At 51.0% G+C, this 25,353-nt stretch carries 22 protein-coding genes and 2 tRNA genes; 10 read left to right on the top strand and 14 right to left on the bottom strand.

Features of this window, described 5'->3' with window-relative positions; genetic code table 11:
- The first annotated feature begins 2 nt into the window (after nucleotides 1–2).
- From D515_RS19030 to D515_RS19055, 6 genes are all read left to right on the top strand, one after another.
- A tRNA-Leu gene (locus D515_RS19030) sits at nucleotides 3–89 on the top strand.
- Between the two features lie 45 nt (nucleotides 90–134).
- Nucleotides 135–219, top strand: a tRNA-Leu gene (locus tag D515_RS19035).
- A gap of 377 nt (nucleotides 220–596) precedes the next feature.
- Nucleotides 597–1,361 (top strand): DeoR/GlpR family DNA-binding transcription regulator, encoded by a 765-nt coding sequence (locus tag D515_RS19040; RefSeq protein WP_002540821.1) that lies wholly within the window; start codon nucleotides 597–599, stop codon nucleotides 1,359–1,361.
- A gap of 14 nt (nucleotides 1,362–1,375) precedes the next feature.
- Nucleotides 1,376–3,211, top strand: a complete 1,836-nt coding sequence (gene glmS / locus D515_RS19045) for a glutamine--fructose-6-phosphate transaminase (isomerizing) (protein WP_002540822.1) — start codon at nucleotides 1,376–1,378, stop codon at nucleotides 3,209–3,211.
- 315 nt (nucleotides 3,212–3,526) lie between these two features.
- The gene (locus D515_RS19050) at nucleotides 3,527–3,898 is read left to right on the top strand and encodes a helix-turn-helix transcriptional regulator (protein WP_002540823.1); all 372 of its coding nucleotides are present in this window, start codon (nucleotides 3,527–3,529) and stop codon (nucleotides 3,896–3,898) included.
- Nucleotides 3,899–4,124: 226 nt separating this feature from the next.
- On the top strand, nucleotides 4,125–4,496 hold the full coding sequence (locus D515_RS19055) for a helix-turn-helix domain-containing protein (protein WP_002540824.1): 372 nt from the start codon (nucleotides 4,125–4,127) through the stop codon (nucleotides 4,494–4,496).
- Nucleotides 4,497–4,552: 56 nt separating this feature from the next.
- On the opposite strand, the gene ilvA is transcribed toward D515_RS19055, so the two are convergent.
- Genes ilvA through ilvG form a run of 5 tightly spaced genes read right to left on the bottom strand, consistent with a single transcriptional unit; the run spans nucleotide 4,553 to nucleotide 10,825 of the window.
- Nucleotides 4,553–6,109, bottom strand: a complete 1,557-nt coding sequence (ilvA, locus tag D515_RS19060; protein ID WP_002540826.1) for a threonine ammonia-lyase, biosynthetic — start codon at nucleotides 6,107–6,109, stop codon at nucleotides 4,553–4,555.
- Between the two features lie 2 nt (nucleotides 6,110–6,111).
- Nucleotides 6,112–7,953 carry a dihydroxy-acid dehydratase gene (ilvD, locus tag D515_RS19065; RefSeq protein ID WP_002540827.1) on the bottom strand — a complete coding sequence of 614 codons (1,842 nt, stop codon included), beginning with the start codon at nucleotides 7,951–7,953 and terminating at the stop codon, nucleotides 6,112–6,114.
- 22 nt (nucleotides 7,954–7,975) lie between these two features.
- Nucleotides 7,976–8,911 (bottom strand): branched-chain amino acid transaminase, encoded by a 936-nt coding sequence (locus tag D515_RS19070; RefSeq protein ID WP_002540828.1) that lies wholly within the window; start codon nucleotides 8,909–8,911, stop codon nucleotides 7,976–7,978.
- Nucleotides 8,912–8,933: 22 nt separating this feature from the next.
- Nucleotides 8,934–9,182 carry an acetolactate synthase 2 small subunit gene (ilvM, locus tag D515_RS19075; protein ID WP_002540829.1) on the bottom strand — a complete coding sequence of 83 codons (249 nt, stop codon included), beginning with the start codon at nucleotides 9,180–9,182 and terminating at the stop codon, nucleotides 8,934–8,936.
- Nucleotides 9,179–10,825, bottom strand: a complete 1,647-nt coding sequence (gene ilvG, locus D515_RS19080) for an acetolactate synthase 2 catalytic subunit (RefSeq protein ID WP_002540830.1) — start codon at nucleotides 10,823–10,825, stop codon at nucleotides 9,179–9,181. Before ilvG ends, ilvM begins: the two co-directional genes overlap by 4 nt.
- A 456-nt stretch (nucleotides 10,826–11,281) precedes the next feature.
- Here ilvG and D515_RS19085 point away from each other — a divergent pair, with 456 nt between their 5' ends.
- Both D515_RS19085 and D515_RS19090 read left to right on the top strand, forming a co-directional pair.
- On the top strand, nucleotides 11,282–12,808 hold the full coding sequence (locus tag D515_RS19085; protein WP_002540832.1) for a YifB family Mg chelatase-like AAA ATPase: 1,527 nt from the start codon (nucleotides 11,282–11,284) through the stop codon (nucleotides 12,806–12,808).
- A 119-nt stretch (nucleotides 12,809–12,927) separates the two neighbouring features.
- Nucleotides 12,928–13,842: an acyltransferase gene (locus D515_RS19090; protein ID WP_083939936.1), complete on the top strand. Its 915-nt coding sequence runs from the start codon at nucleotides 12,928–12,930 to the stop codon at nucleotides 13,840–13,842.
- A gap of 67 nt (nucleotides 13,843–13,909) precedes the next feature.
- Here the strand turns inward: D515_RS19090 and D515_RS19095 are convergent, their stop codons facing one another.
- From D515_RS19095 to D515_RS19120, 6 genes are all read right to left on the bottom strand, one after another.
- Entirely contained in the window at nucleotides 13,910–14,512 is a 603-nt protein-coding gene (locus D515_RS19095; protein ID WP_002540835.1) for a thiol:disulfide interchange protein DsbA/DsbL, read from the bottom strand.
- Between the two features lie 35 nt (nucleotides 14,513–14,547).
- The gene (locus D515_RS19100) at nucleotides 14,548–15,534 is read right to left on the bottom strand and encodes a serine/threonine protein kinase (protein WP_002540836.1); all 987 of its coding nucleotides are present in this window, start codon (nucleotides 15,532–15,534) and stop codon (nucleotides 14,548–14,550) included.
- A gap of 104 nt (nucleotides 15,535–15,638) precedes the next feature.
- A complete protein-coding gene (gene ccoG / locus D515_RS19105) occupies nucleotides 15,639–17,066 on the bottom strand; it encodes a cytochrome c oxidase accessory protein CcoG (RefSeq protein ID WP_002540837.1) in 1,428 nt (475 codons plus the stop codon).
- Between the two features lie 544 nt (nucleotides 17,067–17,610).
- Nucleotides 17,611–17,877 (bottom strand): YihD family protein, encoded by a 267-nt coding sequence (locus D515_RS19110; protein ID WP_002540838.1) that lies wholly within the window; start codon nucleotides 17,875–17,877, stop codon nucleotides 17,611–17,613.
- Between the two features lie 103 nt (nucleotides 17,878–17,980).
- Nucleotides 17,981–18,160 (bottom strand): hypothetical protein, encoded by a 180-nt coding sequence (locus tag D515_RS19115; RefSeq protein ID WP_002540839.1) that lies wholly within the window; start codon nucleotides 18,158–18,160, stop codon nucleotides 17,981–17,983.
- A 226-nt stretch (nucleotides 18,161–18,386) separates the two neighbouring features.
- Nucleotides 18,387–19,412 carry a GGDEF domain-containing protein gene (locus D515_RS19120; RefSeq protein ID WP_002540840.1) on the bottom strand — a complete coding sequence of 342 codons (1,026 nt, stop codon included), beginning with the start codon at nucleotides 19,410–19,412 and terminating at the stop codon, nucleotides 18,387–18,389.
- Nucleotides 19,413–19,574: 162 nt separating this feature from the next.
- On the opposite strand from D515_RS19120, the gene D515_RS19125 reads away from it, so the two are divergent.
- Both D515_RS19125 and trhA read left to right on the top strand, forming a co-directional pair.
- A complete protein-coding gene (locus tag D515_RS19125; protein WP_002540842.1) occupies nucleotides 19,575–20,363 on the top strand; it encodes a sporulation protein in 789 nt (262 codons plus the stop codon).
- A gap of 83 nt (nucleotides 20,364–20,446) precedes the next feature.
- Complete coding sequence (gene trhA, locus D515_RS19130) at nucleotides 20,447–21,103, top strand: PAQR family membrane homeostasis protein TrhA (protein WP_002540844.1); 657 nt, start codon at nucleotides 20,447–20,449, stop codon at nucleotides 21,101–21,103.
- A 14-nt stretch (nucleotides 21,104–21,117) separates the two neighbouring features.
- On the opposite strand, the gene D515_RS19135 is transcribed toward trhA, so the two are convergent.
- The 3 genes from D515_RS19135 to rsmB all read right to left on the bottom strand — a co-directional run bounded on the left by D515_RS19135 (nucleotide 21,118) and on the right by rsmB (nucleotide 25,309).
- Nucleotides 21,118–22,563 carry a TrkH family potassium uptake protein gene (locus tag D515_RS19135; RefSeq protein WP_039850330.1) on the bottom strand — a complete coding sequence of 482 codons (1,446 nt, stop codon included), beginning with the start codon at nucleotides 22,561–22,563 and terminating at the stop codon, nucleotides 21,118–21,120.
- Between the two features lie 20 nt (nucleotides 22,564–22,583).
- Nucleotides 22,584–23,960 carry a Trk system potassium transporter TrkA gene (gene trkA, locus D515_RS19140; RefSeq protein WP_002540846.1) on the bottom strand — a complete coding sequence of 459 codons (1,377 nt, stop codon included), beginning with the start codon at nucleotides 23,958–23,960 and terminating at the stop codon, nucleotides 22,584–22,586.
- A 71-nt stretch (nucleotides 23,961–24,031) separates the two neighbouring features.
- Complete coding sequence (rsmB, locus tag D515_RS19145; protein WP_002540847.1) at nucleotides 24,032–25,309, bottom strand: 16S rRNA (cytosine(967)-C(5))-methyltransferase RsmB; 1,278 nt, start codon at nucleotides 25,307–25,309, stop codon at nucleotides 24,032–24,034.
- Nucleotides 25,310–25,353: the final 44 nt, after the last annotated feature.

Consider the following 25,353-nt stretch of genomic DNA (forward strand, 5'->3'; position numbering starts at 1 on the left):
TTGCGATGGTGGCGGAATTGGTAGACGCGCTAGCTTCAGGTGTTAGTGTCCTTACGGACGTGAGAGTTCAAGTCTCTCCCTTCGCACCAAACATCACTTAAGCCTTCAACAAGAAGGGTTAGGTAAAACAATTTGCGGAAGTGGCGAAATTGGTAGACGCACCAGATTTAGGTTCTGGCGCCGCAAGGTGTGAGAGTTCAAGTCTCTCCTTCCGCACCATGATTGAAAGCAGGCTTTTTAGCCTGCTTTTTTTCTATCTGCAGTTTGCAACCCACTCTCTCACTTCAACTTCTCGCGCTCTCAGTGCGCAATACCTATCGTAGTAAATATCTGCTCATCCTAGCTTGTTAAAATGCTCAATAACTACGTTGAAAAATTTGATTGTAGAATAACTACTTATCGAAAATTTTTCGCCTTGTTCTCGAGCATTTTTCCTGCGCTATTTCTGATCATCTACCTACTGTGATTGGTATAACTCTCTGTATAATTCTCAATCTGTGCTTCAGATCATGTCCAAAGTGATGTGTATCGCATTTCATCCTTGATATTTGATTTAAAGTTTATATTATCTTTCGAAACGAAAGTTTGGTGGTTACATGTCGAAACGTAATACTCAACAACGTCGCCATGCGATTGTTGCCATGCTGACTGAACAGGGTGAAGTTAGCGTAGATATGCTTTCAACGCTGTTTGAAACATCAGAGGTAACGATCCGTAAAGACCTTGCTGAGCTTGAGAAAAATGGACTTCTGCTGCGTCGTTATGGCGGAGCAGTTCCTGTTCCTCATGAAATGGTTTCGGAAAACGCAGTAAAAGTTTCGGAACAAAAGTTATCAATCGCAAAAATGGCGGCAACCCGGATCCGCGACCATAATCGAATTGTGGTGGACAGTGGTTCAACGACGGCAGCTTTGATCCCACTTCTCAATCAAAAGCGTGGTCTAGTAGTGATGACCAACTCCCTGAATGTGGCGCAAGCCATTAAGGAGTTGGAAAACGAACCGACACTCCTGATGACAGGCGGTACCTGGGACCCGCATTCTGAAGCGTTTCAGGGGCAGGTGGCAGAGCAAGCATTGCGTGCGTATGACTTTGACCAACTGTTTATTGGGGCCGATGGCATCGATGTTAGTCGCGGTACGACAACGTTTAATGAAATTGTTGGCCTTAGCCGTGTTATGTCAGAGGTTTCCAGGGAAGTCGTGGTTTTGATTGAGTCCGATAAAATCGGCCGCAAGATCCCGAATCTTGAACTTCCCTGGGAAGTGATCACCACGGTGATCACCGACAGTAAGCTTGATGCCACCACCAAACTTGCCATTGAAAAGACGGGCACAGAGGTGATCTGCGCCCCTGACTAGATACGGGGAAAGATATGTGTGGAATTGTTGGCGCGGTTGCGCAAAGGGACGTTGCTGAAATCTTACTGGAAGGTTTACGCAGACTTGAATACCGCGGCTATGACTCTGCCGGTCTAGCCGTGACTGACAGCGAACAACAATTGCGTCGGTTGCGCCGATTGGGCAAAGTACAGAATCTGGCGGAAGCTCTAGACGAAACACCAGTTCTTGGTGGTACTGGTATTGCTCACACCCGTTGGGCAACCCATGGTGAACCAAGCGAATCCAATGCACACCCACACATGTCAGGCGATAACATTGCCATCGTCCACAACGGCATCATTGAAAACCATGAACCGCTCCGAGAGCTGCTCAAAGGCCGCGGTTACGTTTTTACATCCCAAACTGACACTGAGGTCATTGCTCACCTTGTGGATTGGGAATTGGGGCAGGGAGGCGGCCTTATGGAAGCCTTCCAACGCACGGTCAAACAGCTAGAAGGCGCTTACGGCACCGTGGTGATGGATAGATGTGACCCAGAGCGACTTATTGCAGCACGTTCGGGCAGTCCTTTGGTGATTGGCCTTGGTATTGGGGAAAACTTTCTGGCGTCCGATCAACTGGCACTGCTCAATGTCACCCGACGTTTCATCTTCCTTGAAGAAGGTGATGTAGCGGAAATTACCCGACGCGAAGTCAGCATTACCGATTTGAATGGTGAGTGTGTTGAACGCCAGATTCATGAGTCGTCTATTGAGCATGATGCGGCAGACAAAGGCCCATACCGCCATTACATGCAAAAAGAAATTTTTGAGCAGCCTTCTGCACTCATTAACACGCTGGAAGGGCGTATTGATGGCAACAGCGTGCTGGTGGATAGTATTGGCCACGGTGCAGCGGAGCTTCTGACTAAAGCCGAACATATTCAGATTGTGGCTTGTGGTACTTCGTATAACGCAGGCATGGTGGCACGTTACTGGTTCGAAGATATTGCAGGCGTGAGCTGTGACGTGGAGATCGCTTCGGAATTCCGCTATCGCAACTTCGTCACCCGCCCTAGCAGCCTGTTGATCACCCTTTCCCAGTCTGGAGAGACCGCAGATACATTGGCGGCGTTGCGCAAAGCCAAAGAGCGTGGCTTTATGGGGGCAATGACCATTTGTAACGTAGCGGGCTCTTCACTGGTTCGAGAATCTGATTTGGCGTTTATGACCCGTGCAGGTGCTGAGATTGGTGTGGCATCGACCAAAGCGTTTACCACCCAGTTGGCTACCCTCTTGATGCTGGTCACCGCAGTAGGCAAGCAGAAAGGCCATGTAGACACTGCTAAAGAAAAAGCCATCGTAGAGGCATTGAATCGCTTACCGGCAACCATGGAACAGGCATTGGCGTTCGACAAAGAGATAGAGCTGCTCGCAGAAGATTTTGCCGACAAACACCATGCTTTATTCCTCGGACGCGGAGAGTACTATCCGATTGCCATGGAAGCATCGCTAAAGCTGAAAGAAATCTCTTATATCCACGCTGAAGCTTACGCAGCTGGTGAACTCAAGCATGGCCCGCTGGCGCTAATTGATGCAGATATGCCTGTCATCGTGGTAGCGCCAAACAACGAACTGCTTGAAAAACTGAAGTCCAACATTGAGGAAGTGCGCGCTCGCGGTGGACAGCTTTATGTGTTTGCGGATAAAGATGCGGGCTTTGAAGTCAGTGAGGGCATGACCATTGTTGCTATGCCGCATGTCGATGAAGTGTGTGCGCCTATTTTCTACACACTGCCCATGCAGCTGCTGTCTTACCACGTAGCGCTTATCAAAGGGACAGACGTAGACCAGCCTCGTAACCTCGCAAAAGCTGTGACAGTAGAATAATACAGCTTAAAAATGAGAGTTTTAATTTATAAAGGAGCCACTAGGCTCCTTTTTGTGCCTTATAAGGCATACAGGCATTGTCTGATTTGCTTTTTGCAATTATTGAGTGGGAACGCTTATTCGCATTTTGCAAATCATTTCGCAGTCATAACAAGACATCGAGCCCAGAAAGACTAACAGTGTCAATTGGGGTTTATTTAAAGTATTGATATTAAATACATTATAGGATGTCTAAATAGTTGGCCTGCATTGTGCATATTGTCGATAAACAGCAAAACTATATAACAGATAGCTGTACGTCGTAGGGAGTGAAGTATGATCGACTCGAAAGCACAAGTAGCAAAACGCATTAAAGAAGCACGTGAGTGGAAAGGGATCACTCAGGTGAAAATGGCCAAACTACTCGAAGTAGCGCGCCAAACGTATCTGGATATCGAAACGGGCAAAACAGAGCCTCGCGTTCGCATGTTGTCAGAAATTGCAGAAATCACTGAGCGTCCACTGGTGTGGTTCGTTTATGGTGATGCTGACGTTGAACTGCATGATGTGCAGTACAAACAGGATGTTAACCGCTTGCTGGAGCATTTTTCCAAGCTGCCGCATGAAGCGCGCACCGCTATCCTGAACCAGAGTGTCAATATGGCATCGTTCCTGGTTAACTACTCGAAATCAGCACAACGAGGTTAAGCACTTACTTACTTGGCAAGCAGGGTCACGCCTTGCCTGCCAAAATAGGTATTGCGTATTTTCCTTGTCATCTGGCTTAGGCAACAGTAGCCCTGATTCACACTTCAACAACGCTTTACATGTGTAGAAAACAACCCTGTGCATAATGCAGGATCTAGCAGTAAAGTGCGTCACTGTGAACAGAGCGAATTAACCTGTTCCTTGGCGCCGAGTTGTGGGGCAAGCGATGTTTATTGTCAAAGCTCATGTTGCACAGCGCATTAGGGAAGCGCGGGAGTACCGGGATATCACTCAGGTGGAAATGGCGCAGCATTTAGATGTTGCCCGTCAAACCTATTTAGATATTGAGTCCGGTAAAACAGAGCCCAAAGTGTCTTCCCTGGCAATCATCGCTGATGTAACCGGCCGTCCATTAAATTGGTTTTTGTATGGTGAAAGTACGCGAAGTGACATCGCGTTTACGCACAGGGACGATCTGAACTCCCTGTTGGCACTATTCAGTCAGTTACCTGAATCAGCACGTAACCTTGTGATGGATCAGGCGTTACTGCTGGCACAGTACATGATCAATATGACAACGCCGGATAAAGACCGATAAAAAGAAAAAGCAAAAAGCCCAGCAATGCTGGGCTTTTTTGTCTTTTGGGTTTGTGACTAGGACTTGGCCAGGAAGAATTTATAAGACGGATTTTCTGTCTCATCTTTCCATGCGTATCCCAGCTCACGCAGGTGCGCGGTAAATGACAGGATGTCTTTATCTTCCAGTTCAAAGCCACACAGCACGCGACCGTAGTCAGAGCCGTGATTGCGATAGTTGAAGATGCTGATATTCCAATGCGTACCCAAGGTGTGGAGAAAGCGTAGCAGGGCGCCCGGATATTCCGGGAATTCAAAGCTGTACAGACGCTCTTTCATCGCTTTGGTAGGCCTTCCACCAATCATGTAGCGGATGTGGACCTTCGCCATTTCATCATCAGACAAGTCCTGCACCGGATACCCGCCTTTGCGTAGATCGGCAATGATGCCATCGAGCTCTTCCTGGCCATTTTGCAAACGCACACCGACAAAGATATTTGCCAGTGTGTCGTCGCTGTGACGATAGTTAAACTCTGTCACCGCTCGGCCACCGAGGATTTTGCAAAACTCGAGGAATGCACCTGTACGCTCAGGAATCGTTACCGCCAACAGGCCTTCGCGCTTTTCACCCAGCTCAGCGCGCTCAGACACATATCTCAGGCTGTGGAAGTTGGTGTTCGCACCGGAAAGTACGGCGGCCATCTTCTTGCCTTTGAGTTGATGCTGCTCGGTGTATTTCTTGAGACCGGCCAGAGACAAGGCGCCAGCAGGCTCAGAAATCGCGCGAGTGTCTTCGAAAATATCTTTCACCGCTGCACAGATTTCATCGCTCGACACCGTGATGATGTCATCCAGGTGCTCCTGACAAAGACGGAAGGTCTCATCACCAATGCGTTTGACCGCCACACCATCTGCGAAGGTACCCACGTTATCGAGAGTGACCGGCTCACCGGCATCCAGCGCCGCTTTCAGGCAGGCAGAGTCTTCCGCTTCTACGGCAATCAGTTTGACCTGAGGTAGCAGCTGTTTAACCAGTACAGCAACACCCGCTGCAATACCACCCCCACCGACGGGCAGGAACATATATTCCAGATGGCCGTTCTGCTGCAGCATTTCCATGCCCATGGTGCCTTGGCCTGCAATCACTAAAGGATGATCAAAAGGCGGCACAAAGGTGTAGCCATGGGCTTCGGACAGTTCAACCGCTTTGGCTTTGGCTTCATCGAAGTTGTTGCCATGCAGCACGACGTTGCCACCAAAGCCGCGAACTGATGCCACTTTGATGTCTGGCGTGGTGCGAGGCATCACGATGGTGGCTTTGATACCCAGCTTATTACCTGAAAGAGCCACACCCTGCGCATGGTTTCCCGCTGATGCAGCGATAACACCGGCTTGTTTTTGCGCTTCGGTCAACTGCGACATCATGTTGTAGGCGCCGCGTAACTTGAACGAATGCACCGGCTGGCGGTCTTCACGCTTGAGCTGAATGGTATTGCCTAAACGCTGCGAAATACGTGGCATGTCCTGCAACGGGCTGACAATCGCAGCCTCGTAAACAGGAGCGCGCAAAATATCACGCAGGTATTCAGCGTTGCTGAGCGGTGCGGGTTCACTGTGTTGGCGGGCCTGACTCATGATTATCCCTCCAGCTTGCTTTTATCGCGCACTGCGCCTTTATCAGCACTGGTTGCCAGGCTGGCATAGGCTTTCAGCGCCAGTGATACCGTGCGCTCGCGCGATGCTGGTTTCCAGCCTTTCTCTGCCTGAGCTTCACGGCGTGCTGCCAGTTCAGCGTCATCCACTTCCAAAACGATCGAGCGGTTTGGAATGTCGATGGCAATGATGTCGCCTTGGTTAACCAAAGCAATGGTACCGCCGTTAGCCGCTTCAGGAGAAATATGGCCGATAGACAGACCGCTGGTACCGCCGGAGAAGCGACCATCGGTGATGAGCGCACACTCTTTACCAAGACCCATGGACTTGAGATAAGTGGTTGGGTAAAGCATTTCCTGCATACCTGGGCCACCTTTAGGACCTTCATAGCGGATAACCACGACTTCACCGGCTTTCACTGCACCGCCAAGGATGCCGTTGACTGCATCTTCCTGGCTTTCAAACACATGGGCTGGGCCGCGGAAGGTGAGGTTTTCCTCTGCCACACCGGCGGTTTTCACAATACACCCGTCAAGAGCAATGTTACCGCTCAGTACGGCAAGACCACCATCCTGGCTATAGGCGTTTTCTTTGGTACGGATACAACCTTCAGTGCGATCGTCATCCAGCGTGTCCCAACGGCAATCCTGTGAGAAGGCTTTGGTGGTGCGGATGCCAGCAGGGCCTGCGCGGTAGAAGGTTTTTACGTCTTCGTTGTCTGTGACCGTGATGTCGTATTTCGCCAGCGTATCTGCCAGGGTTTCACCTAAGACGTTTGGCACGTCAGTTTTCAGAAGACCTGCGCGGTCAAGCTCACCCAGAATACCCATCACGCCACCTGCGCGGTGAACATCTTCCATGTGATATTTCTGAGTGGAAGGGGCTACCTTACAAAGGTGCGGAACTTGACGGGAGAGACGGTCGATATCAGACATATCGAAATCGATTTCACCTTCCTGTGCTGCTGCAAGCAGGTGAAGAATGGTGTTGGTCGAGCCGCCCATGGCGATATCCAGCGCCATGGCATTTTCCAGCGCGGTTTTGCTGGCAATGTTACGCGGCAGGGTAGATTCGTCATCCTGCTCGTAATAACGCTTGGTCAGCTCAACGATACGCTGGCCAGCAGTAATGAACAGTTTTTCACGGTCTGCATGGGTAGCCAGCATAGAGCCGTTACCCGGCTGGCTGAGACCCAGTGCTTCGGTTAGACAGTTCATGGAGTTGGCGGTGAACATACCAGAGCAAGAGCCACAGGTTGGACACGCAGAACGTTCGATCTGCTCGCTTTGCTCGTCTGAGACATTTGGATCGGCACCCTGGATCATGGCATCCACCAGATCCAGTTTCAGGATCTGATCAGAAAGCTTGGTTTTACCTGCTTCCATTGGACCACCAGAGACGAAAATCGCTGGGATGTTGAGACGCATTGCTGCCATCAGCATTCCCGGGGTGATTTTGTCACAGTTGGAGATACACACCATGGCGTCGGCGCAGTGAGCGTTCACCATATACTCCACAGAATCCGCGATGATTTCGCGTGATGGCAGGCTGTAAAGCATACCGCCGTGACCCATGGCGATGCCGTCATCAACAGCAATGGTGTTGAATTCTTTGGCGATGCCACCAGCGGCTTCGATTTCTTTCGCTACCAGCTGGCCAAGATCTTTCAGGTGCACGTGACCGGGTACGAACTGGGTGAAGGAGTTCACCACGGCGATGATAGGTTTACCAAAATCTTCATCTTTTACGCCGGTTGCACGCCAAAGGGCGCGGGCACCCGCCATATTACGGCCATGGGTGGTGGTGGCTGAACGGTACTTAGGCATTTCCTTATTCCTCTAAAACTACTTATTTGGCGTCCGGAGAGACCGGATCCAGCCATCCCCATTTGTCTTCGGTTTGGCCATTAAACAGGCCAAAGAAGGCGGTTTGTACTTTCTCTGTGACTGGGCCGCGTTTGCCTTCACCCACAGTAATTTGGTCTACACTGCGAACCGGCACGATTTCCGCCGCTGTGCCCGTCATGAATACTTCATCTGCCAGATAGAGGGCTTCGCGCGCGATGTTCTCTTCACGCACCTCGTAACCCATGTCTTTGGCGATGGTCATAATGGAATCACGGGTAATGCCCGGAAGGATAGCGCTGGTCGCTGGAGGCGTTGAAATCACGCCATTTTTCACCACGAACAAGTTCTCACCGGCACCTTCTGACAGATAGCCATCCACACTCAAGGCAATACCTTCAGCATAGCCGTGGCGACGGGCTTCACCACCGACCAACAGGCTCGACAGGTAGTTACCACCCGCTTTAGCTGCGGTCGGGATAGTGTTCGGGGCGGCGCGGTTCCAGCTTGAAATCATGGCATCGACACCATTAGCCAGCGCATCTTCGCCGAGGTAAGTGCCCCAGTTGAAGGCTGCAATGATGAGATCCATTTTAGTGTCTGGCGGCGGACAAACGCCCAGACCAACATTTCCGACAAAACCCAGTGGGCGGATGTACGCAGAGTTCAGGTTATTGGCGCGCAGTGTTTCACGGCACGCTTCCATCAACTCATCGACAGAATACGGGATAGGGAAGCGGTAGATTTTTGCGCTGTCTTTCAGACGTTGCATGTGTTCGCGATGACGAAAGACCACTGGGCCATTCGGGGTGTCGTAGCAACGAATCCCTTCAAAAACCGAGGTGCCATAATGCATGGCGTGGGTCAGTACGTGAACTGTGGCATCTTGCCATGGGATCAGTTCGCCGTTTGACCAAATATAATCCGCTGTGTTTGCCATTCTTATTAATCCTTATAACGCATTACTGTTGTTCTAGCGGGAGCAGACGTACGCGTGAGACATCCCATAATTTGTCTAACTGGCTCTGAAGATTGGCGATAGGACGATCGCTCTTCACTTGCAGGGTAATTTCAACCGCATTGGCGTCATTGGTATGATGCATGTCGAGGCTCGTCAGGCGGAATCCACGGTGACGGACAATGCGCAGCAGACGCTCCAGCAATTCTGGCTGGTCGTCAGCATTGATTAGCAGAGTGTGTGATTGGCTCATGTACGCTCCAACATATCCTGGTTAGCGGCACCGGGTGGAACCAGTGGCCATACGTTCTCTTCCTCTGAGATAGCAACATGCAGCAGGTAGGCTGTGTCACTTGCCAGCAATTCCTGCAGGGCAGGGATCACTTCTTCTTTCCGGGTAATGGTTTTGCCTGGAATGTTGAAGGCTGACGCCAATGTCACGAAGTCAGGGTTATCCGACAAGTTGGTCTCGCTATAGCGCTCTTCGAAGAAAAGCTGTTGCCATTGACGTACCATCCCCAAACGTTGGTTATCCAACAGTACCATTTTTACCGGAATATTGCGGCGTTTCAGGGTGCCAAGTTCCTGAATGTTCATCATAAATGAACCATCTCCAGAAACTAATACAACTTCATCGTCGGGACGGGCCATTTTGGCACCCATGGCGGCAGGTAAGCCGAAGCCCATTGTGCCGAGACCAGCGGAGGTTAACAGGTTTTCTGGGCGACGAGGCTCTACGTGCTGCGCCACCCACATTTGGTGTTGGCCAACATCGGTCGCGACGACGGTGGAATCCGGCATCATGTCAGAGAGCTGTTTAAGGAGCAGCGGCGCAAAAATTGGATCGCCAGGGTGGTCATAACGCCATCCGAAGTCCTTTTTCATGGTCTGCACACTGTCTTGCCATGCTTGGATGTCCGAAGGCTCGCCCAACTGCGGCAATACGGTATTTAGCTCACCGCGAAGTGCGACATTGGCGCGGCGCAGTTTGTGGAATTCCGCGGCATCGATATCAATGTGAACGACTTTGGCGTTCGGCGCGAAGGTATCCAGTTTGCCAGTGACGCGATCGTCAAAACGCGCACCAATAGCAATCAATAAATCAGACTGCTGCACCGCGAGGTTAGCCGCTTTGGTGCCATGCATACCGAGCATGCCGAGATAGTAGGGGTAATCTTTGTCGACCGAGCCAAGCCCTTTCAAGGTGCTGGTGGCTGGGATCTGGCTGTGATTTAAAAACTGGCGAAGGGTGTCTGTCGCATGGGCCAGTTGAATGCCGCCACCGACATACACCATTGGCTGCTTAGCTTCTGCGATCAGTGTATTGGCTTCCTGTAACGAAGCTTCCGACACTTCTGGCGCAGAAGGCTGATTTACAATAGCCGTAAAGGCTTCTTCGATTTGGGCAAGCTGCACGTCTTTGGCGATATCCACCAGCACTGGGCCAGGGCGCCCTTCTTTAGCAACCACAAAAGCTTCTGCCAATGTGGAAGCGAGTTTTGATGTGTCGGTCACCAGAAAACTGTGTTTGGTGCAGGCAAGGGAAATACCGAGAACATCAACTTCCTGAAAGGCATCGGTGCCGATAAGTGGGCTGGCAACCTGACCTGTGATAGCAACGACGGGCACAGAGTCCATCATGGCATCCGCGAGACCCGTGATAAGGTTGGTCGCACCAGGACCGGAAGTGGCAAGACACACACCGACGCCGCCGGTGGAGCGTGCGTAGCCGATAGCGGCCATGGCAGCGCCTTGCTCGTGACGGCAAAGGACATGATCAACGCCGCCGTCATAAAGGGCATCGTAAACGGGCATGATCGCACCGCCCGGATAACCAAAGATTGTCGTCACCCCTTGCTTTCGCAAAGCTTCAACTACGAGTTGTGCACCTGTCATTGTGGCCTCCTGTTAAATCCCGCCAAGGAGGTTGCTTGCTGTGCTTCCTGAGATGGTCCCATACCGAGTTTTCCTTTTTGCGTCTTGCAACCGCACGTCCAAATGTGAAAAAAGCCCCCGGACCTTTCGATGCGGGGGCTGTTGCGATGTTTGTTTGCTATGTTCTAGCCGTCGCTGCCCCTCGCGGTAGTACCACCACGATAATTGAAATAATAATGACTAGGGCGCGAGATAGATGATTCATTTTGTCTCTTTTAGCGCCATTTGTTTGGGCGCTGTATGTTTATGTCAACGTTTGTTTGCACAGATGTTGTCCGCTCATAGTGGTATCACAGACTTCTGTCGCATGACAAGCAAAAAGTGGCTCGAATTTCCAATTTCCGCTTCGTAATGCAGTAATACTAATGGTTTATGCAAATAACCTATTGATAGTTAAATAGTTACTGATTACGCCTTATGAATCTTGCCATTATTCAAAGTCGCGCCTGTGTCGGCGTCGAAGCACCACAAGTGACTGTCGAAGTCCATATCAGCAATGGATTACCTGCGTTTACGTTAGTTGGTCTTGCGGAAACCACGGTCAAAGAGGCGCGGGACAGGGTGCGCAGCGCCATTGTGAACTCGGGCTATGAATTTCCCGCAAGACGCATCACAGTCAACCTGGCCCCGGCGGATTTACCCAAAGAAGGTGGTCGGTTTGATTTACCTATCGCGCTCGGCATTTTGGCTGCTTCCGGTCAAATTCCGATGACCAAGCTCGATAGTCATGAATTTGCGGGAGAACTGGCTCTCTCTGGTCAGCTGCGCTCGGTAAAAGGGACGTTGCCCGCTGCCGTGGCATGCCGAGAAGCGAAGAGAAGTTTGGTGGTGCCAGATGAAAATGGCGGACAGGTGGCGTTGGTGGGGCGGGATATTCATGTGTCTGCGCCGGATCTGATTTCTGTTTGTCGCCACTTAAGCGGACAGGGCAGCCTGATGCTGAAAGAGCCTGAAGATGACGAAGTCACGCCAAATACCGCCGGACGTTGTATGCAGGACATTATCGGCCAGCAACAGGGAAAACGAGCGCTGGAGATTGCGGCGGCAGGCTCGCACAACTTACTTTTCCTTGGCCCTCCAGGAACCGGAAAAACCATGCTGGCATCACGCATGGCCGATCTGTTGCCACCTATGAGTGACAAAGAAGCGCTCGAAACCGCGGCGATCACTTCCCTTACAGAAAAGCCTTTGCACGAAGGTAACTGGCGCAAACGACCTTTTCGTACACCACACCATTCCAGTTCAATGGCCGCATTGGTGGGCGGTGGTAGCACCCCGAAACCGGGTGAAATATCGCTGGCACACAATGGCTTACTTTTTCTCGATGAAATGCCTGAGTTTGAAAGAAAGGTGTTGGATTCACTGCGTGAGCCTCTTGAATCTGGCGAGGTGGTTATTTCCCGTGCCAACGGTAAAACCTGTTTTCCTGCGCGCTTCCAGCTTATTGGTGCACTCAACCCCAGTCCGACCGGACACTATGAAGGTCAGTTGGCGCGCTCCAATCCACAGGCGACGCTTCGTTATCTAAATCGTTTATCAGGTCCATTTCTTGATCGCTTTGATCTTTCGATTGAAATCCCCGCACTGCCGCGAGGCACGTTAACGGAAGGTGGCGATCGTGGCGAACCGACGGAAGTGATTAAAGCGCGGGTAGAAAGAGCAAGAGCGGTGATGCTCGCACGGTCTGGCAAGGTAAACAGCCTGCTTTCCAGTCGGGAAATTGAAACCTACTGTCCGCTCGATAAAGCGGACGCGGATTTTCTGGAAACGGCGCTGCATCGATTAGGGCTGTCCATCCGCGCATATCACCGGATTATCAAAGTGGCACGTACCATTGCGGATTTGTCTGGTGAGGCGAATATTCAAAGGGGGCACTTGGCTGAAGCCTTAGGATATCGCTCGATGGACAGGCTCCTAAAGCAGCTGACTGCATTGGCAAGTTAATGCCTTCAAGGCACGCGCAGACTGATGTGACCACTTTTAACTGAATGGTGTTTTTTATTTCTGCGTCGTATTATGACCCTTGGATGACAACTCAGTGAATAGACCGCGAGACTGATACCTTGATACTTTATCTGAACGCCTTTCTGGTGTGCTTGAATACTGCGTTTTGGTCAGTGCTAATCTGTTGTTTTGCCCTGATCAAAATGTTGTTACCCATTCCTGCTTTGCAAAGGGGGATCACCCGTCTTTGTAACGGCATGATGTGGGCGTGGGCAACCGGAAACCATAAGCTTCTGAACCTGACCTCTAACGTGGAATGGGATATTCAGGGCGGAGAGACCCTGAGAAAAGATGGCTGGTATCTGCTTATCTGCAATCATCTTAGCTGGACTGACATCGTGGTGATTTTTTCGGTATTCAGAAACCGTATTCCGATGGCGAAGTTTTTCTTAAAACAGCAGCTTTTGTACGTTCCGTTTCTTGGCATGGCTTGCTGGGCAGTGGATATGCCATTCATGAAGCGCTATTCACGTCAGTACCTGTTAAAACATCCGGAAAAGCGCGGCAGCGATCTGGAAACTACCCGTAAATCTTGCGAGCGTTTTCGCCACACCCCAACCACTGTGGTCAACTTTGTTGAAGGTACCCGCTTCACCGATGAAAAGAAGCGTCAGACGCGATCGCCGTATAACAACCTACTGCCTCCTAAAACTGGCGGCATTGCTTACACCTTGGGTGCAATGGGCGATCAATTTGATGCCATCATTAATGTCACGGTGGCGTATCCGGATAACCGCCATTTGCCTTTTAAAGATTTGCTCAGTGGGAAGATGGAAAAGATTGTGGTGCGTATCGACACACTGCCCGTGGACGACAACGTTAAAGGTGATTACTTCAATGACAAGGCCTTTAAGCGCCGTTTCCATCAGTGGCTGAATGACGTTTGGGAAGAGAAAGACGACAGGCTGGATGGTATTTATGGCCACACGCAGCCAGACGTCGATATCGTCGAGCGAGAGAAAACGGCGGTTTAAATCATAGATAACAAAAAAGGGCCTGATGGCCCTTTCTTCATGTTGCTAGGGTCTGTTGACCTTTGGCTTACTGGGTCAGCAGGAAGTTAACCAGCGCGAAGTAATCTTCTTTGGTCTTCACGGTTTTTGGTGTCACGTGGTATTTGCCGTTCACAATCAGTGCTGGCACGCCACGAAGGCCCGAATCCTGGAAGGCTTTATCAAAGCGGTTTGCCATACCATTTGCAGCAAAGCTGTTGAAAGTGCCGTCAAACTTCTCAGCGTCTACACCTTCATCGATAAACATCTGGCGCAGCTCTTCTTCATTGCGTGGTGGCTTTTGCATCAGGTGGATACGGTTGAAAATCACCGGCACCATCTTGTCTTCTACATCCAGCATCACAGCCGTCGCATAGGCTTTGCTCAACGCTTTGCCCATGTTGCCGCCCATAAAGGACACATGGTTTTTGGTGAAGTTGGCATTGTCCGGGATGTTCTTTTTTAGCTCCTGCATCAGCGGTTCGCTTTTAAAGCAGTGTGGGCAATAGAACGAGAAAAATTCAACCACACTAGGTGTGTCGCTCTTTGGCAGGTCGAGTACCTGATAGTCTTCCCCTGCGTTAAAGCGCGCTGCCTGCGCCGAAAAGGCCAGCATTGCCGCTGCAGCTACAGCCAACATTTTTTTCAACATAACGTCTTTTCTCCCTGAGTGTTATTCATGGCTGCTTACCATTGAGGAGCCAGTGTGAGCGGTGGTTCTTCAAGGGCGGCCAATTGTTCTTTAAAGGCGAGTACCTGATTTTCCCAGTATTTTGCCTCAGCAAACCATGGGAATGCACGCGGAAATGCCGGATCTTCCCAGCGTTTTGCCAGCCATGCCATGTAATGCACCATTCTCAGACCGCGTAATGGTTCAATAAGTTGCAACTCATTGGTGGGAAAATCGTGAAATTCTGAATATGCCTCGGAAATCGTATCAAGCTGTGCGAGCTGATCGTGTCGGTCCCCGTTGAGCAGCATCCAGATATCCTGAATCGCAGGACCATTCCTGGCATCATCCAAGTCCACAAACATAGGGCCATCACGCCAGAGAATGTTGCTGGGGTGACAGTCACCGTGCAACCGCAGAGTGCTCACATCCGGATTCCAGCGCTCCTTTAATACGCTGATCAGGCGGTCCAGATCTGCAAAGAAGGCATTTTCGAGATGCATTGGGATGAAGCTTGAATTTTCCAGCGCTTTACGCGGCGCGAAGAGGTATTCATCCAGACCAATAGTCGGGCGGTGCACAAAGAGTTTACTGGCGCCAACCTTATGGATACGACCTAAAAAGCGGCCCACCATTTCAAGCTGGTCCCAATTGTCCACTTCGAACGTTCGGCCGCCGACACTTGGGAAAACCGCAAACTGGTAGCCTTCGAAGTTAAACAAGGTTTCCCCGTCAATTTTCATTGGTGCGGCGACTGGAATTTCAGCCTGCTCGAGATCATCGGCAAAGGCGTGCTCCTCGAGGATTTGCTCTCGGCTCCAGCGCTGTGGACGGTAAAACTTGGTCACCAATCGACGGCGCTCTTCATCCTGAAACTGATAGACCCGGTTTTCGTAGCTGTTCAATGCCAGAAGGCCTGATTCCGGGCGAATGCCAACCGACTCCAATGCATTGAGCAAGGTGTCTGGCGTGAGATGTTCATAGCTAAATTGGGCGTCGCTCATAGGATTGGCTAGGTTAAGGTGTGTGGGTTGTGATGGTAGCAGAGTTTGCCGCCGAAGATAAAAAACGGACGCTCAGGTGGCGTCCGTTTTTTCGGGAAAGTGCGCTACATCTTACTGATAAAGCGGCTTTCTGTTTCTATTGTCTTCTTATCGTCCCCCGACTGGCGTTCCAACACGAAGGTGATATTGGCCACCGGCGCGCTCAGCTCATAAGGGTCAACCCCCAGGCTGATTGGCAGGGTAAAGATCTCTCCGGCGGTCAGGGTCACTTCCTGCTTGCCGTACCATTCCACACCATCCAGCCCTTTCACGGTCAGTGAATAGGTTTCCGGTGATTGGGTCTTGTTGAGAATTTTCAGGGTGTAGGTATTTTCAATCAGGCCATCACTGTTGGTTTTGAACAGCTGTGTGCGGTCACGGATAACGTCCAATCCCATTGGTTGCACCGCAGAGAAAAGCATCACAAACAGCCCCAGCATAGCCACCATCACAATCCCATAGCCAATCAGCTTAGGTCTGACGATATCGACTTTATGACCTTCGAGTTTGTGCTCGGTGGTATAGCTGATGAGGCCTTTGGCGTAGTTCATTTTGCTCATGGTCTCGTCACAGGCATCAATACAGGCACCACAGTTGATGCACTCATATTGCAGGCCATCACGGATATCGATACCTGTCGGACACACCTGAACACACAGGTTACAGTCGATGCAGTCGCCCAACCCTTTCTCTTTTGGATCGACTTTGCGCGAACGTGGACCGCGCTTTTCACCGCGTTGGGTGTCGTAGCCCACGATAAAGGTGTCTTTATCGAACATAGCGGACTGGAAGCGTGCATAAGGACACATGTGAATACACATGATAGAGCGCATCCAGCCAGCGTTTCCGTAAGTACAGACACTGAAAAACAGCACCCAGAAAGCGACCCAGAAACTGCTGTTGAAGGTAAAGAAATCAATGAAGAGCTCTTTGACCGGCACAAAGTAGCCAACGAATGTGAGACCGGTGAGGAGTGCGACGGCAAACCAGCAGATATGTTTAGCCGTTTTTCGAAGGAATAACTCTTTCGTGATTGGCAGCGAGTCCTGCTTCTTTCGTTTGTTGGCCGTACCTTCGAGCTTTTCCTCGAACCAGATGTAGATAAACGTCCAGACTGTTTGCGGGCAGAGATACCCACACCAGACCCGCCCTAAAAAGGTGGTGATAAAGAAAAGACCAAAGGCGGCGATCATAAATAGGGTGGCAAGCAGGGTCAGATCCTGAGGCCAAAGGGTGGTGCCGAAGAAGTTGAATTGTTGTTTGCCAATATCAATCAGGATCGCCTGGCGGTCGCCATATGGGATCCATGGCGTCAGCACGAACAACAGCATAAAGAACCAGCCCATTTTCTGGCGAAGCTTCTGGAATACCCCAGTCATTGCCCGCACGTAGATGCGGTTACCTGGGTTGAAACGATCGCCACTCGTTTTATGGGTTTTAGGGTTGTACTCTTTTGGGGTAACGTCTTTGACGTCAATTTTATCCTTGCTCATGACACCTGCATTCCTTGGGTCAATCGGGATTTCCCGAACATTGCTGACACTGATACGTTGTCAGTGTCTTTCATCGATTAACACTCAACACTTTGATAGTTATCTATCACTAACATAAATGATAGACGTCAGATTATATCTGAGGAGGAAAGAGGAATTCTGTGCGTGTGGTGGGAAATTAACCGGACAATCACACTGTTGATGTGTAACAGCCTTTTGTTTTGAATATAAAAAAGCGAAGCCAGAAGCTTCGCCTTTATACCCAAACAACCTGACGATGCCGGATTCAGCGAGTTTGACTGGTGTTGTGATCGCGGCGTCCCTTTGTAGGTGTAGTCACCTCCATCAAAAAGGGACAACAAAGAGCACGACGGCAGTCAACTCGCCCGAAGGGAGGCCCTCAATACACTCACTTCATCGTTAAATTCCACGGAAATAGAACGACTATTCCTCGCGAAATTTGCCTTGAATTGAATGCATTGAGGGCCTCTGAATGCGAGCATCTTCAGGTCGTTTGGGTATATATCCGGTTTATTGCGCACTCTTAGCTGATAATGCCACGCGCACGCAAAATAGCGGTTTTGAAGTCGTTTTCACAGTCTTTTGCCAAGCCTGGGATCATTTCATCTTTTTGGCTGTTACGCATTTTCAGATGATAAATCAGCACGTCATCGGTTAGATCTTCCAGCTTCCCTTCGTACCCGGCTTCTTCTGCCAATTTACTGATCATTTGAAGCAGGTTCAGCTCAGGCTCTTTCTGCCACTCAGGATGAAGCAGTTCGATAAGTTCATTAACGCGATGACATTTCATTTTTGATGACTCCAACTGGCCGAATTTTGGCCTTACTTTTTATGTGACTTATCTGCTTACAGTACCAGATTCAGGCGGGCAGACCAATCACAGCAAGGGTCAATTAAGCCGCTTCACCTTCTGGCATTTCAACCACGACAGGTGTTGGACGCACCAGAGTCAGGTCTGGAGTGCCATTCAGATTCGTGTTGGTTTTGCTTTTGAATGCTGGCGCAAAAAAATGTGCACGCATGCGTGATGGAGTGCGGGTAACACGTACAGGTCGAACAGTAACAGGGCGCATTTAAGGTTCTCATTGGTTGCGCATCCATGACGGGGTTCTCTTACAGAGTGACGTCAGGAATTCCAATGGCTGCTAGCCTTACTGCGTGTTCACTCTGGGGTTCGCGAAGTGCGAAATCGGGCGGATAATAACAGGAAAAAATTGCCGAAAAAAGCAGCAGTGATAAAAATAATTCGCGCAGAAAAAAAGGCGGAGTAAACCCGCCTTTACAGTGAGTGTCTCGCCCTTATGTCACGGGCATGACACGGTTTCTACCCAAATTTTTGGCCTCGTATAATTGGGCGTCGGCACGGCTGATGAGGTTACGGATACTTTCGCCCTTTTCATATTCCGCTACGCCTATCGAAACTGAGATGGTATCGAGCTTCTTGCCGGTTTTCTTGTCCTTGATCGCCAGCTTGTCGATGGTAGCGCGTATGGTTTCCGCCACCCTACACCCGCCGCTGAGTGCACGGTTAGGCACCAGCAGGGCAAACTCTTCCCCGCCATAACGGTAAGCGTTGATACCGTCACGACAATAGTCGGACAACCGCTTGGCTGTCAGCTTCAATACCTGGTCGCCCATCAAGTGACCGTAGGTGTCGTTGAAGCTTTTGAAGTGGTCCAAATCGCACAGCAACAAACAGAAGCCTTTTGGTGGTGGTGAGGCAGCCAGCGAGTCTAATTCGGTATCAAAGGCGCGTCGGTTATACAGACTGGTGAGTGCATCGTGCAATGCATCTTCGTTAGCCTGCTGGAGCGTCTCTTTGAGTCTTGAAATCTCTTTTTGCGCCTCTGCCAGCTGGTTTTTGAAGAAATTCGTGGATTGACGCAACTCGTTGGAGCCTTTCACCGCTTTCCTGACCACGGCGACGGTTTCTTCCATCGACAGGGTTTCCTCTCCGACGCGGGCAAGTTGCGAGAATGTTTTGTCCAAGGTGCTTTGGAAGGTCGCGGTGTCTTTCAACGTGTCTTCCATGGTGTTGCCCATCTCCAATGCCAAGGCTTGAAGCCCACGCTGGAATTCATCGACATCTTTGACTTTCTCATCTGCAACATGGGTATTGTACAACTCTTCGCTGAGCGTTGGGCTCAGTGTTCCTGTCTCTCTGATCGACTCATCAATTTTCTTGGCGAGCTCATTATCTGCGTTGGCCACATAGGTATACCAAAGGGCGTAATTCGGTGGCGTCGCAGGAACCTGGTACTTCATCAGAAGGGGGACAACTTTCTTCAAATATCCAGAACTTAGCGCAAAAATCTCTTTTGACATGGCTGGCTTATTCTCCGTTATTTCACGAGGCAAGAACGCCATCGATTACCAGTCTTTTAATCTTAGACTGAATTTGACGCGTTGCTGTGACACCATGGTATTTGTTTTCTGTCTAGAATCGGTAGGCTGCCTATAAGCGCAAGAAAATGAGGATTGAAAAACATGGGATGGTTGAAAAAAACGTTGGCGAAAGTGGGGTTTGGCAGCGCAGAAGTCAGCGTTGAACTGGACGCCACAACCTTGATGCAGGGTGAGCAAACCAAGGTGTTGGTGACCGTCATTGGCGGCGATGTTGCCCAACAGGTGGACGCGGTTGAACTGTCAGTTTGCTGCGACTACATGGGATGGGAAGAGCTCAGAACTCAAGGCGAACAAGGCAGAAAGAAACAACGTCGTCGTAAAACCCACGTTTTGGCAAAGTGGTCTCTCCCGGATGCGTTCACCACTGAGCCGGGTAAATCTCAGTGCTTTGAATCAACCATGTGCCTTCCACTGAATGCGCCTTTGTCGATGGGTGACGGCAAAGTTTGGCTTGAAGTGAACCTCGATATTCCGATGGGCAAAGATACGTCATCGAAAACTGAATTGACCGTGAAGCCGGATACTCAGCTAGATGCTGCGTTCTCGGCGTTTGAGAACGCAGGTTTCCGCATTGAAAAAGTGAAAAACGAGGAAGTCGAGCGCCAGCCTATGCCATTTGAACAGCAGTTCGAGTGGGCAGCTGTTTCGGAACCTTACCAATCTGTGTTCAGGGATATGGCGCTTGTGGCGACAAAATCTGAAGACGCCCTTCACCTTGTGATGACCTTTGGACGACAGGGTGAAGGTATTGGGGCGGCAGTAGGGCGATTTGTCGGTGCCAACAAGCTTTCCCGTGAGCTAACCGTCACAGGAAGCTCCGAGGAAGTCACAGCTGAGGTTAAAACGTTGCTAGAGCAAATCTCGCAATAATTTAAGCTTACACGTGTACGCTTAAATGTGTCATACTCGCCGCTGGACCTCTCAAATGCGTTAGCAATTAAGGAGACTGTCGCATGACAACAGCGGCTTCTGCGTCTCAATATTCGGTGAAAGAAGAAATCGCCAGCAGCGTCAGCCATGGCCTGGGTGTGATTTTTGGCATCGTGGCTTTAGTCATGCTGCTCGTGAAAGCTGTCGGTGAGCATGCCGACGCGCTCAGTATTGCCAGCTACAGTGTGTATGGCGGTAGTATCATCCTGCTTTATCTGGCATCCACGCTCTACCATGCGATTCCCTTTGCCGGTGCGAAGCGCGCACTCAAAACGTTCGACCACTGCGCCATCTATCTGCTCATCGCAGGCACCTACACGCCTTTTATGCTGATAAGTCTCAGAACGCCGTTGGCAAACTGGGTGATGGCATTGATTTGGGGGATTGCACTGGTGGGGGTGATTTTGAAAATTGCCTTTGTTTACCGGTTTAAATCGCTGTCACTGGCGACCTATCTGGCGATGGGGTGGCTGTCTCTGGTGGTGGTTTATCAACTGGCGCAGGTGATGCCGACAGCCGGCATGGTATTGTTGGGCTTGGGCGGCTTAGTGTATTCGCTGGGCGTGATTTTCTACGTGAAGCAAAGCATTCCTTACAACCATGCTATCTGGCATCTGTTTGTGCTGGGCGGCACGGTGCTGCACTTCCTTGCTATTTACTGGTACGTGCAGCCCGTATGAGTGAGCTGGCGCGCTTAGTCGCGCCAGAAAACCGGAAACAGTAAAACCAGTACAGTCAGAATTTCCAACCGTCCCATCAACATGCCGATGCTGAGCACCCATTTGGCAGTATCAGATAATCCGGCAAAATTTCCTGTTGGCCCAATCATAGTGCCCATGCCTGGCCCAACGTTAGCTACCGCAGTCATTGCCCCTGTCAGGCTGGTGATACCATCAAGTCCGGTGGCGGCCAGCACCATCGCCACCACCAGTATGGTCATAATGTAGGTAATGGCGAATGCCACCACAGAGCGCACGATGTCTTCGTTGACCGGGCGTCCGTTGTAGCGCTGGATGAAAACGCCTGAAGGATGTACCAGTTGCTGGATTTGTTTTTTCAGTAAGGCGAGTGCAATTTGGAAACGGAAGATTTTTGCGCCGCCTGAGGTTGAGCCTGAGCAGCCACCAGCGATCAGCATAAAAGCAAAAATCACCGACGCGAAAGGCCCCCAGGCGGTGAAATCATCCAGTCCAAAGCCAGTGGTTGTTACCACGGAGACAATGTTAAACAGCGAAACTCTCACTGCGTCCATCACTCCATAGTCTTTGGTCAGTACCAGCCAGATTGCCACCATCAACGCCGTAGCCAGTACCAGATAGGTAAAGCCCCGCACCTGCGCATCGTTCACCAGCATGCTGGGTTCCCGTCGGCGCAGTGCGTTAATCATCAGAAGAAATGGCAGGCCACCGGCGAACATAAACAAGGTGGCGACCCAATGTGCAGCATGGCTGAAATGGTTCATTGAGCTATCTGAGGTGGAATAGCCACCCGTCGACAGTGTCGTCATGGCATGATTCACTGCTTCAAATGCCGTCATCCCCGTCAGCCAGTAGGCGACAAAACAAAGCGCCGACAGCGAGACATACACCTTCATGATACTGATGGCGACGTTTTTGGTACGCGGACTGGATTTAGCAGACCAGTCGGAAGACTCGGTCTGGAACAGGCGCATACCACCAACATTTAAAAAAGGCAGAATGGCCACGCCCATCACGATGAATCCGACACCACCGAGCCATTGCAAGATGGAGCGCCAAAGCAGAATCGACGGCGCCATATTATCAAGACCGCTCAGCACCGTAGAGCCGGTGGTGGTGATACCTGACATGGTCTCAAAGTAAGCGTCAGTAAAGCTGATGTGGTTGATGAAGACAAAGGGCAAGGCGGCGAAAGCACTGGCAATCAACCACACCATGGTGGTGATAACAAACATGTCGCGTGCGTTGAGACGGAAATCCTCGGTTTTACCAAGCGTCAGACAGGCAAACGCAGCGACGTGGGTGATGATGACCGAAAGGCCGAAGTCGAGAAAACCGGCGGTACCGGTGAAAAAGGCCGTTAGGGTGGGTACATACATAAATAGGGCGATCTTGGATAAGACCAGCCCTATGACGAACAGTACCGGTTTGAAGTTAACCATACACTGTGATGCGTTTATCTTTAGAGGAAGAATGGACTTGGCTGGAACAGCCTTTCCACATCCGGAATATATTTCTTATCCACCAAGAACATCACTACGTGATCGTCCTGCTGAATAACGGTTTTATCGTGGGCGATCAGGACTTCCTCTTCCCTTACGATCGCACCAATGGTGGTACCCGGTGGCAGTTTGATGTCGCCGATGGCGCGCCCCACCACTTTCGACGTGTTGGAATCTCCGTGAGCGATGGCTTCAATCGCTTCTGCTGCGCCGCGGCGTAGCGATGACACATTCACGATGTCCGCTTTACGCACGTGGGTCAGCAGCGCTGAAATGGTAGCTTGCTGCGGCGATATCGCCACATCAATCGCACCGCCCTGCACCAAGTCCACGTAAGCACCGCGTTGAATCAACACCATCACTTTTTTAGCGCCAAGGCGCTTGGCCAGCATGGCTGACATGATGTTGGATTCATCTTCGTTGGTGACCGCAATGAACACGTCAATCTGGTCGATATGCTCTTCGCTCAGAAGTTCTTGATCCGCGGCATCACCACAGAAGACGATGGTGTTCTCGAGAATTTCCGAAAGCTGCTCAGCGCGTCGTGGGTTGCGTTCAATCAGCTTCACGCTGTAAGAACGTTCAAGGCTTCGTGCGAGACCTGCACCGATGTTACCACCGCCGACAATCATGATGCGCTTGTAAGGTTTTTCAAGGCGCTGAAGTTCACTCATCACCGAGCGGATGTGGTTACTTGCTGCCACGAAGAAGACTTCATCATCTGCTTCGATAATGGTCGTGCCTTGTGGGCGGATAGGGCGGTCACGACGGAAAATAGCCGCCACGCGGGTATCCACATGCGGCATGTGTTCGCGAAGTGCAGACAGCGCATTACCTACCAGTGGACCACCGTAATACGCTTTGACCGCAACCAGGCCGACTCTGTTATCGGCAAAGTTCACCACCTGCAGTGCGCCAGGGTATTCAATCAGACGCTGGATGTACTGGGTCACCAGCTCTTCCGGGGCAATCAGATATTCAACTGGGCAAGCATCGGTCTGGAAAAGTTGGTCTTTGGTAGCGAGGTATTCCGGGCTTCGGATACGGGCAACACGGTTCGGCGTGTTATACAGAGTGAAGGCAACCTGACAGGCAATCATGTTGGTTTCGTCCGAGTTGGTGACCGCAACCAGCATGTCAGCATCCTGTGCGCCAGCTTCCAGTAAGGTGGAAGGGTGGCTGGCGTAGCCTTGGATGACGCGGAGATCGTATTTGTCTTGCAGTTCCCTGAGTCGCTCGGGGTCTTTATCGACGATGGTGATGTCGTTGTTTTCGCCCACCAAGTTTTCAGCCAGTGTGCCACCGACTTGTCCAGCCCCCAAGATGATGATTTTCATAACGTCTGCGTGAACCTCGGTTCAATTTTTATTGTTATCGCGGGCAGTGGTTGCTGCCCGCGCTGACTCCATTACGCTTTTTTGAGGACGGCGTAATAGAATCCATCCATGTTTTCCTGACCGGGCAGGATTTGTCGGCCCGGTTGCTCTGGTGAGCCGGTTTCCAATGTCGCACCTGACGTGCGGGCGAGGAAAGCTTTCACCTGCTCTGCGTTTTCCTGCGGGGTGACCGAGCAGGTCGCATAAACCAGCGTACCACCAGATTTCAGCTGCGCCCACATTGCATCAAGAATTTCAGACTGCAGCGACACTAACTGATCGATGTCATCGGCGCGGCGAAGCCACTTGATATCCGGGTGGCGGCGAATAACACCGGTAGCTGAACAAGGTGCATCGAGCAGAATACGATCAAACTGCTCACCCTGCCACCACTCACCGGGAGTGCGGGCATCACCACAAATCACCTGCGCGTCGAGCTTCAGGCGTTTGAGGTTTTCTTCCACTCGGGTAAGACGGGTTGCGTCCACATCCATTGCAACAACCTTTGCTGTTGGTTCGTGCTCCAGGATGTGACAAGTTTTTCCGCCTGGTGCGGCGCAGCAATCAAGGATGAGCTCGCCAGCCTGAGGTTTAAGGTAATCGACCGACAGCTGCGCAGCAGCGTCCTGCACGGAGACCCAGCCTTCTGAAAAGCCAGGGAGGGCAGTGACATCACAAGGTGTCGCCAGTTTCAGTGCATCTTCTGCTTCAGGATGGATTGCGGTCTCAATGCCTGCTTCATCCAAAAGGGCTTTGTAAGCATCACGGGTGTGATGGGTGCGGTTTACACGCAGCCACATTGGTGCCTTTTCATGGTTGGCTTCAACCACCTGCTCCCACTCACTTGGGTAGGCTTTTTGTAGCAGTTTCAACAACCAGCCTGGGTGACCGTATTTACCCGCGTCGTGCGCGACAGCGGCTGTATCTAAAGCTTCCTGATTGCGTTGGTAATTACGTAGCACGGCATTGATAAGGCCGCGGAGTTGAGGCTTTTTCAGTACCTTGGTGGCATTCACGGTTTCAGCAACTGCCGCATGGGCTGGAATGCGCATGTAGTTGAGCTGGTATAGGCCGACCAAAATCAAATGATGGAAAACGCGTTGCTTGCCTTTGAGTGGCTTGTCCATCAGAGATTGAGTGATGGATTCGAGACGCGGCAACCAGCGCAGCACGCCGTAGCAGATCTCCTGCAGCAGGGCGCCATCGCGCGGGGCGACTTTTTGTTGGGCGGGCGGCAGGGCGGCTGACAGGGATTGTCCTTGGTCGACAACCTGATAAATAACCTGTGCAGCGACAGCTCTAACGTTCATGAATATACCTCAGTGTTTGCTCTCGTGAATGCGAGCCACTAAAA

It is taken from the genome of Grimontia indica, assembly GCF_000333895.2.
GTDB classification, from domain to species: Bacteria; Pseudomonadota; Gammaproteobacteria; order Enterobacterales; family Vibrionaceae; genus Enterovibrio; species Enterovibrio indicus.

Coding starts and splice junctions, on each gene's coding strand:
- D515_RS19040 (WP_002540821.1), top strand. CDS start 597: ATGTCGAAACGTAATACTCAACAACGTCGCCATGCGATTGTTGCCATG.
- glmS (WP_002540822.1), top strand. CDS start 1,376: ATGTGTGGAATTGTTGGCGCGGTTGCGCAAAGGGACGTTGCTGAAATC.
- D515_RS19050 (WP_002540823.1), top strand. CDS start 3,527: ATGATCGACTCGAAAGCACAAGTAGCAAAACGCATTAAAGAAGCACGT.
- D515_RS19055 (WP_002540824.1), top strand. CDS start 4,125: ATGTTTATTGTCAAAGCTCATGTTGCACAGCGCATTAGGGAAGCGCGG.
- ilvA (WP_002540826.1), bottom strand. CDS start 6,109: ATGAGTCAGGCCCGCCAACACAGTGAACCCGCACCGCTCAGCAACGCT.
- ilvD (WP_002540827.1), bottom strand. CDS start 7,953: ATGCCTAAGTACCGTTCAGCCACCACCACCCATGGCCGTAATATGGCG.
- D515_RS19070 (WP_002540828.1), bottom strand. CDS start 8,911: ATGGCAAACACAGCGGATTATATTTGGTCAAACGGCGAACTGATCCCA.
- ilvM (WP_002540829.1), bottom strand. CDS start 9,182: ATGAGCCAATCACACACTCTGCTAATCAATGCTGACGACCAGCCAGAA.
- ilvG (WP_002540830.1), bottom strand. CDS start 10,825: ATGACAGGTGCACAACTCGTAGTTGAAGCTTTGCGAAAGCAAGGGGTG.
- D515_RS19085 (WP_002540832.1), top strand. CDS start 11,282: ATGAATCTTGCCATTATTCAAAGTCGCGCCTGTGTCGGCGTCGAAGCA.
- D515_RS19095 (WP_002540835.1), bottom strand. CDS start 14,512: ATGTTGAAAAAAATGTTGGCTGTAGCTGCAGCGGCAATGCTGGCCTTT.
- D515_RS19100 (WP_002540836.1), bottom strand. CDS start 15,534: ATGAGCGACGCCCAATTTAGCTATGAACATCTCACGCCAGACACCTTG.
- ccoG (WP_002540837.1), bottom strand. CDS start 17,066: ATGAGCAAGGATAAAATTGACGTCAAAGACGTTACCCCAAAAGAGTAC.
- D515_RS19110 (WP_002540838.1), bottom strand. CDS start 17,877: ATGAAATGTCATCGCGTTAATGAACTTATCGAACTGCTTCATCCTGAG.
- D515_RS19115 (WP_002540839.1), bottom strand. CDS start 18,160: ATGCGCCCTGTTACTGTTCGACCTGTACGTGTTACCCGCACTCCATCA.
- D515_RS19120 (WP_002540840.1), bottom strand. CDS start 19,412: ATGTCAAAAGAGATTTTTGCGCTAAGTTCTGGATATTTGAAGAAAGTT.
- D515_RS19125 (WP_002540842.1), top strand. CDS start 19,575: ATGGGATGGTTGAAAAAAACGTTGGCGAAAGTGGGGTTTGGCAGCGCA.
- trhA (WP_002540844.1), top strand. CDS start 20,447: ATGACAACAGCGGCTTCTGCGTCTCAATATTCGGTGAAAGAAGAAATC.
- D515_RS19135 (WP_039850330.1), bottom strand. CDS start 22,563: ATGGTTAACTTCAAACCGGTACTGTTCGTCATAGGGCTGGTCTTATCC.
- trkA (WP_002540846.1), bottom strand. CDS start 23,960: ATGAAAATCATCATCTTGGGGGCTGGACAAGTCGGTGGCACACTGGCT.
- rsmB (WP_002540847.1), bottom strand. CDS start 25,309: ATGAACGTTAGAGCTGTCGCTGCACAGGTTATTTATCAGGTTGTCGAC.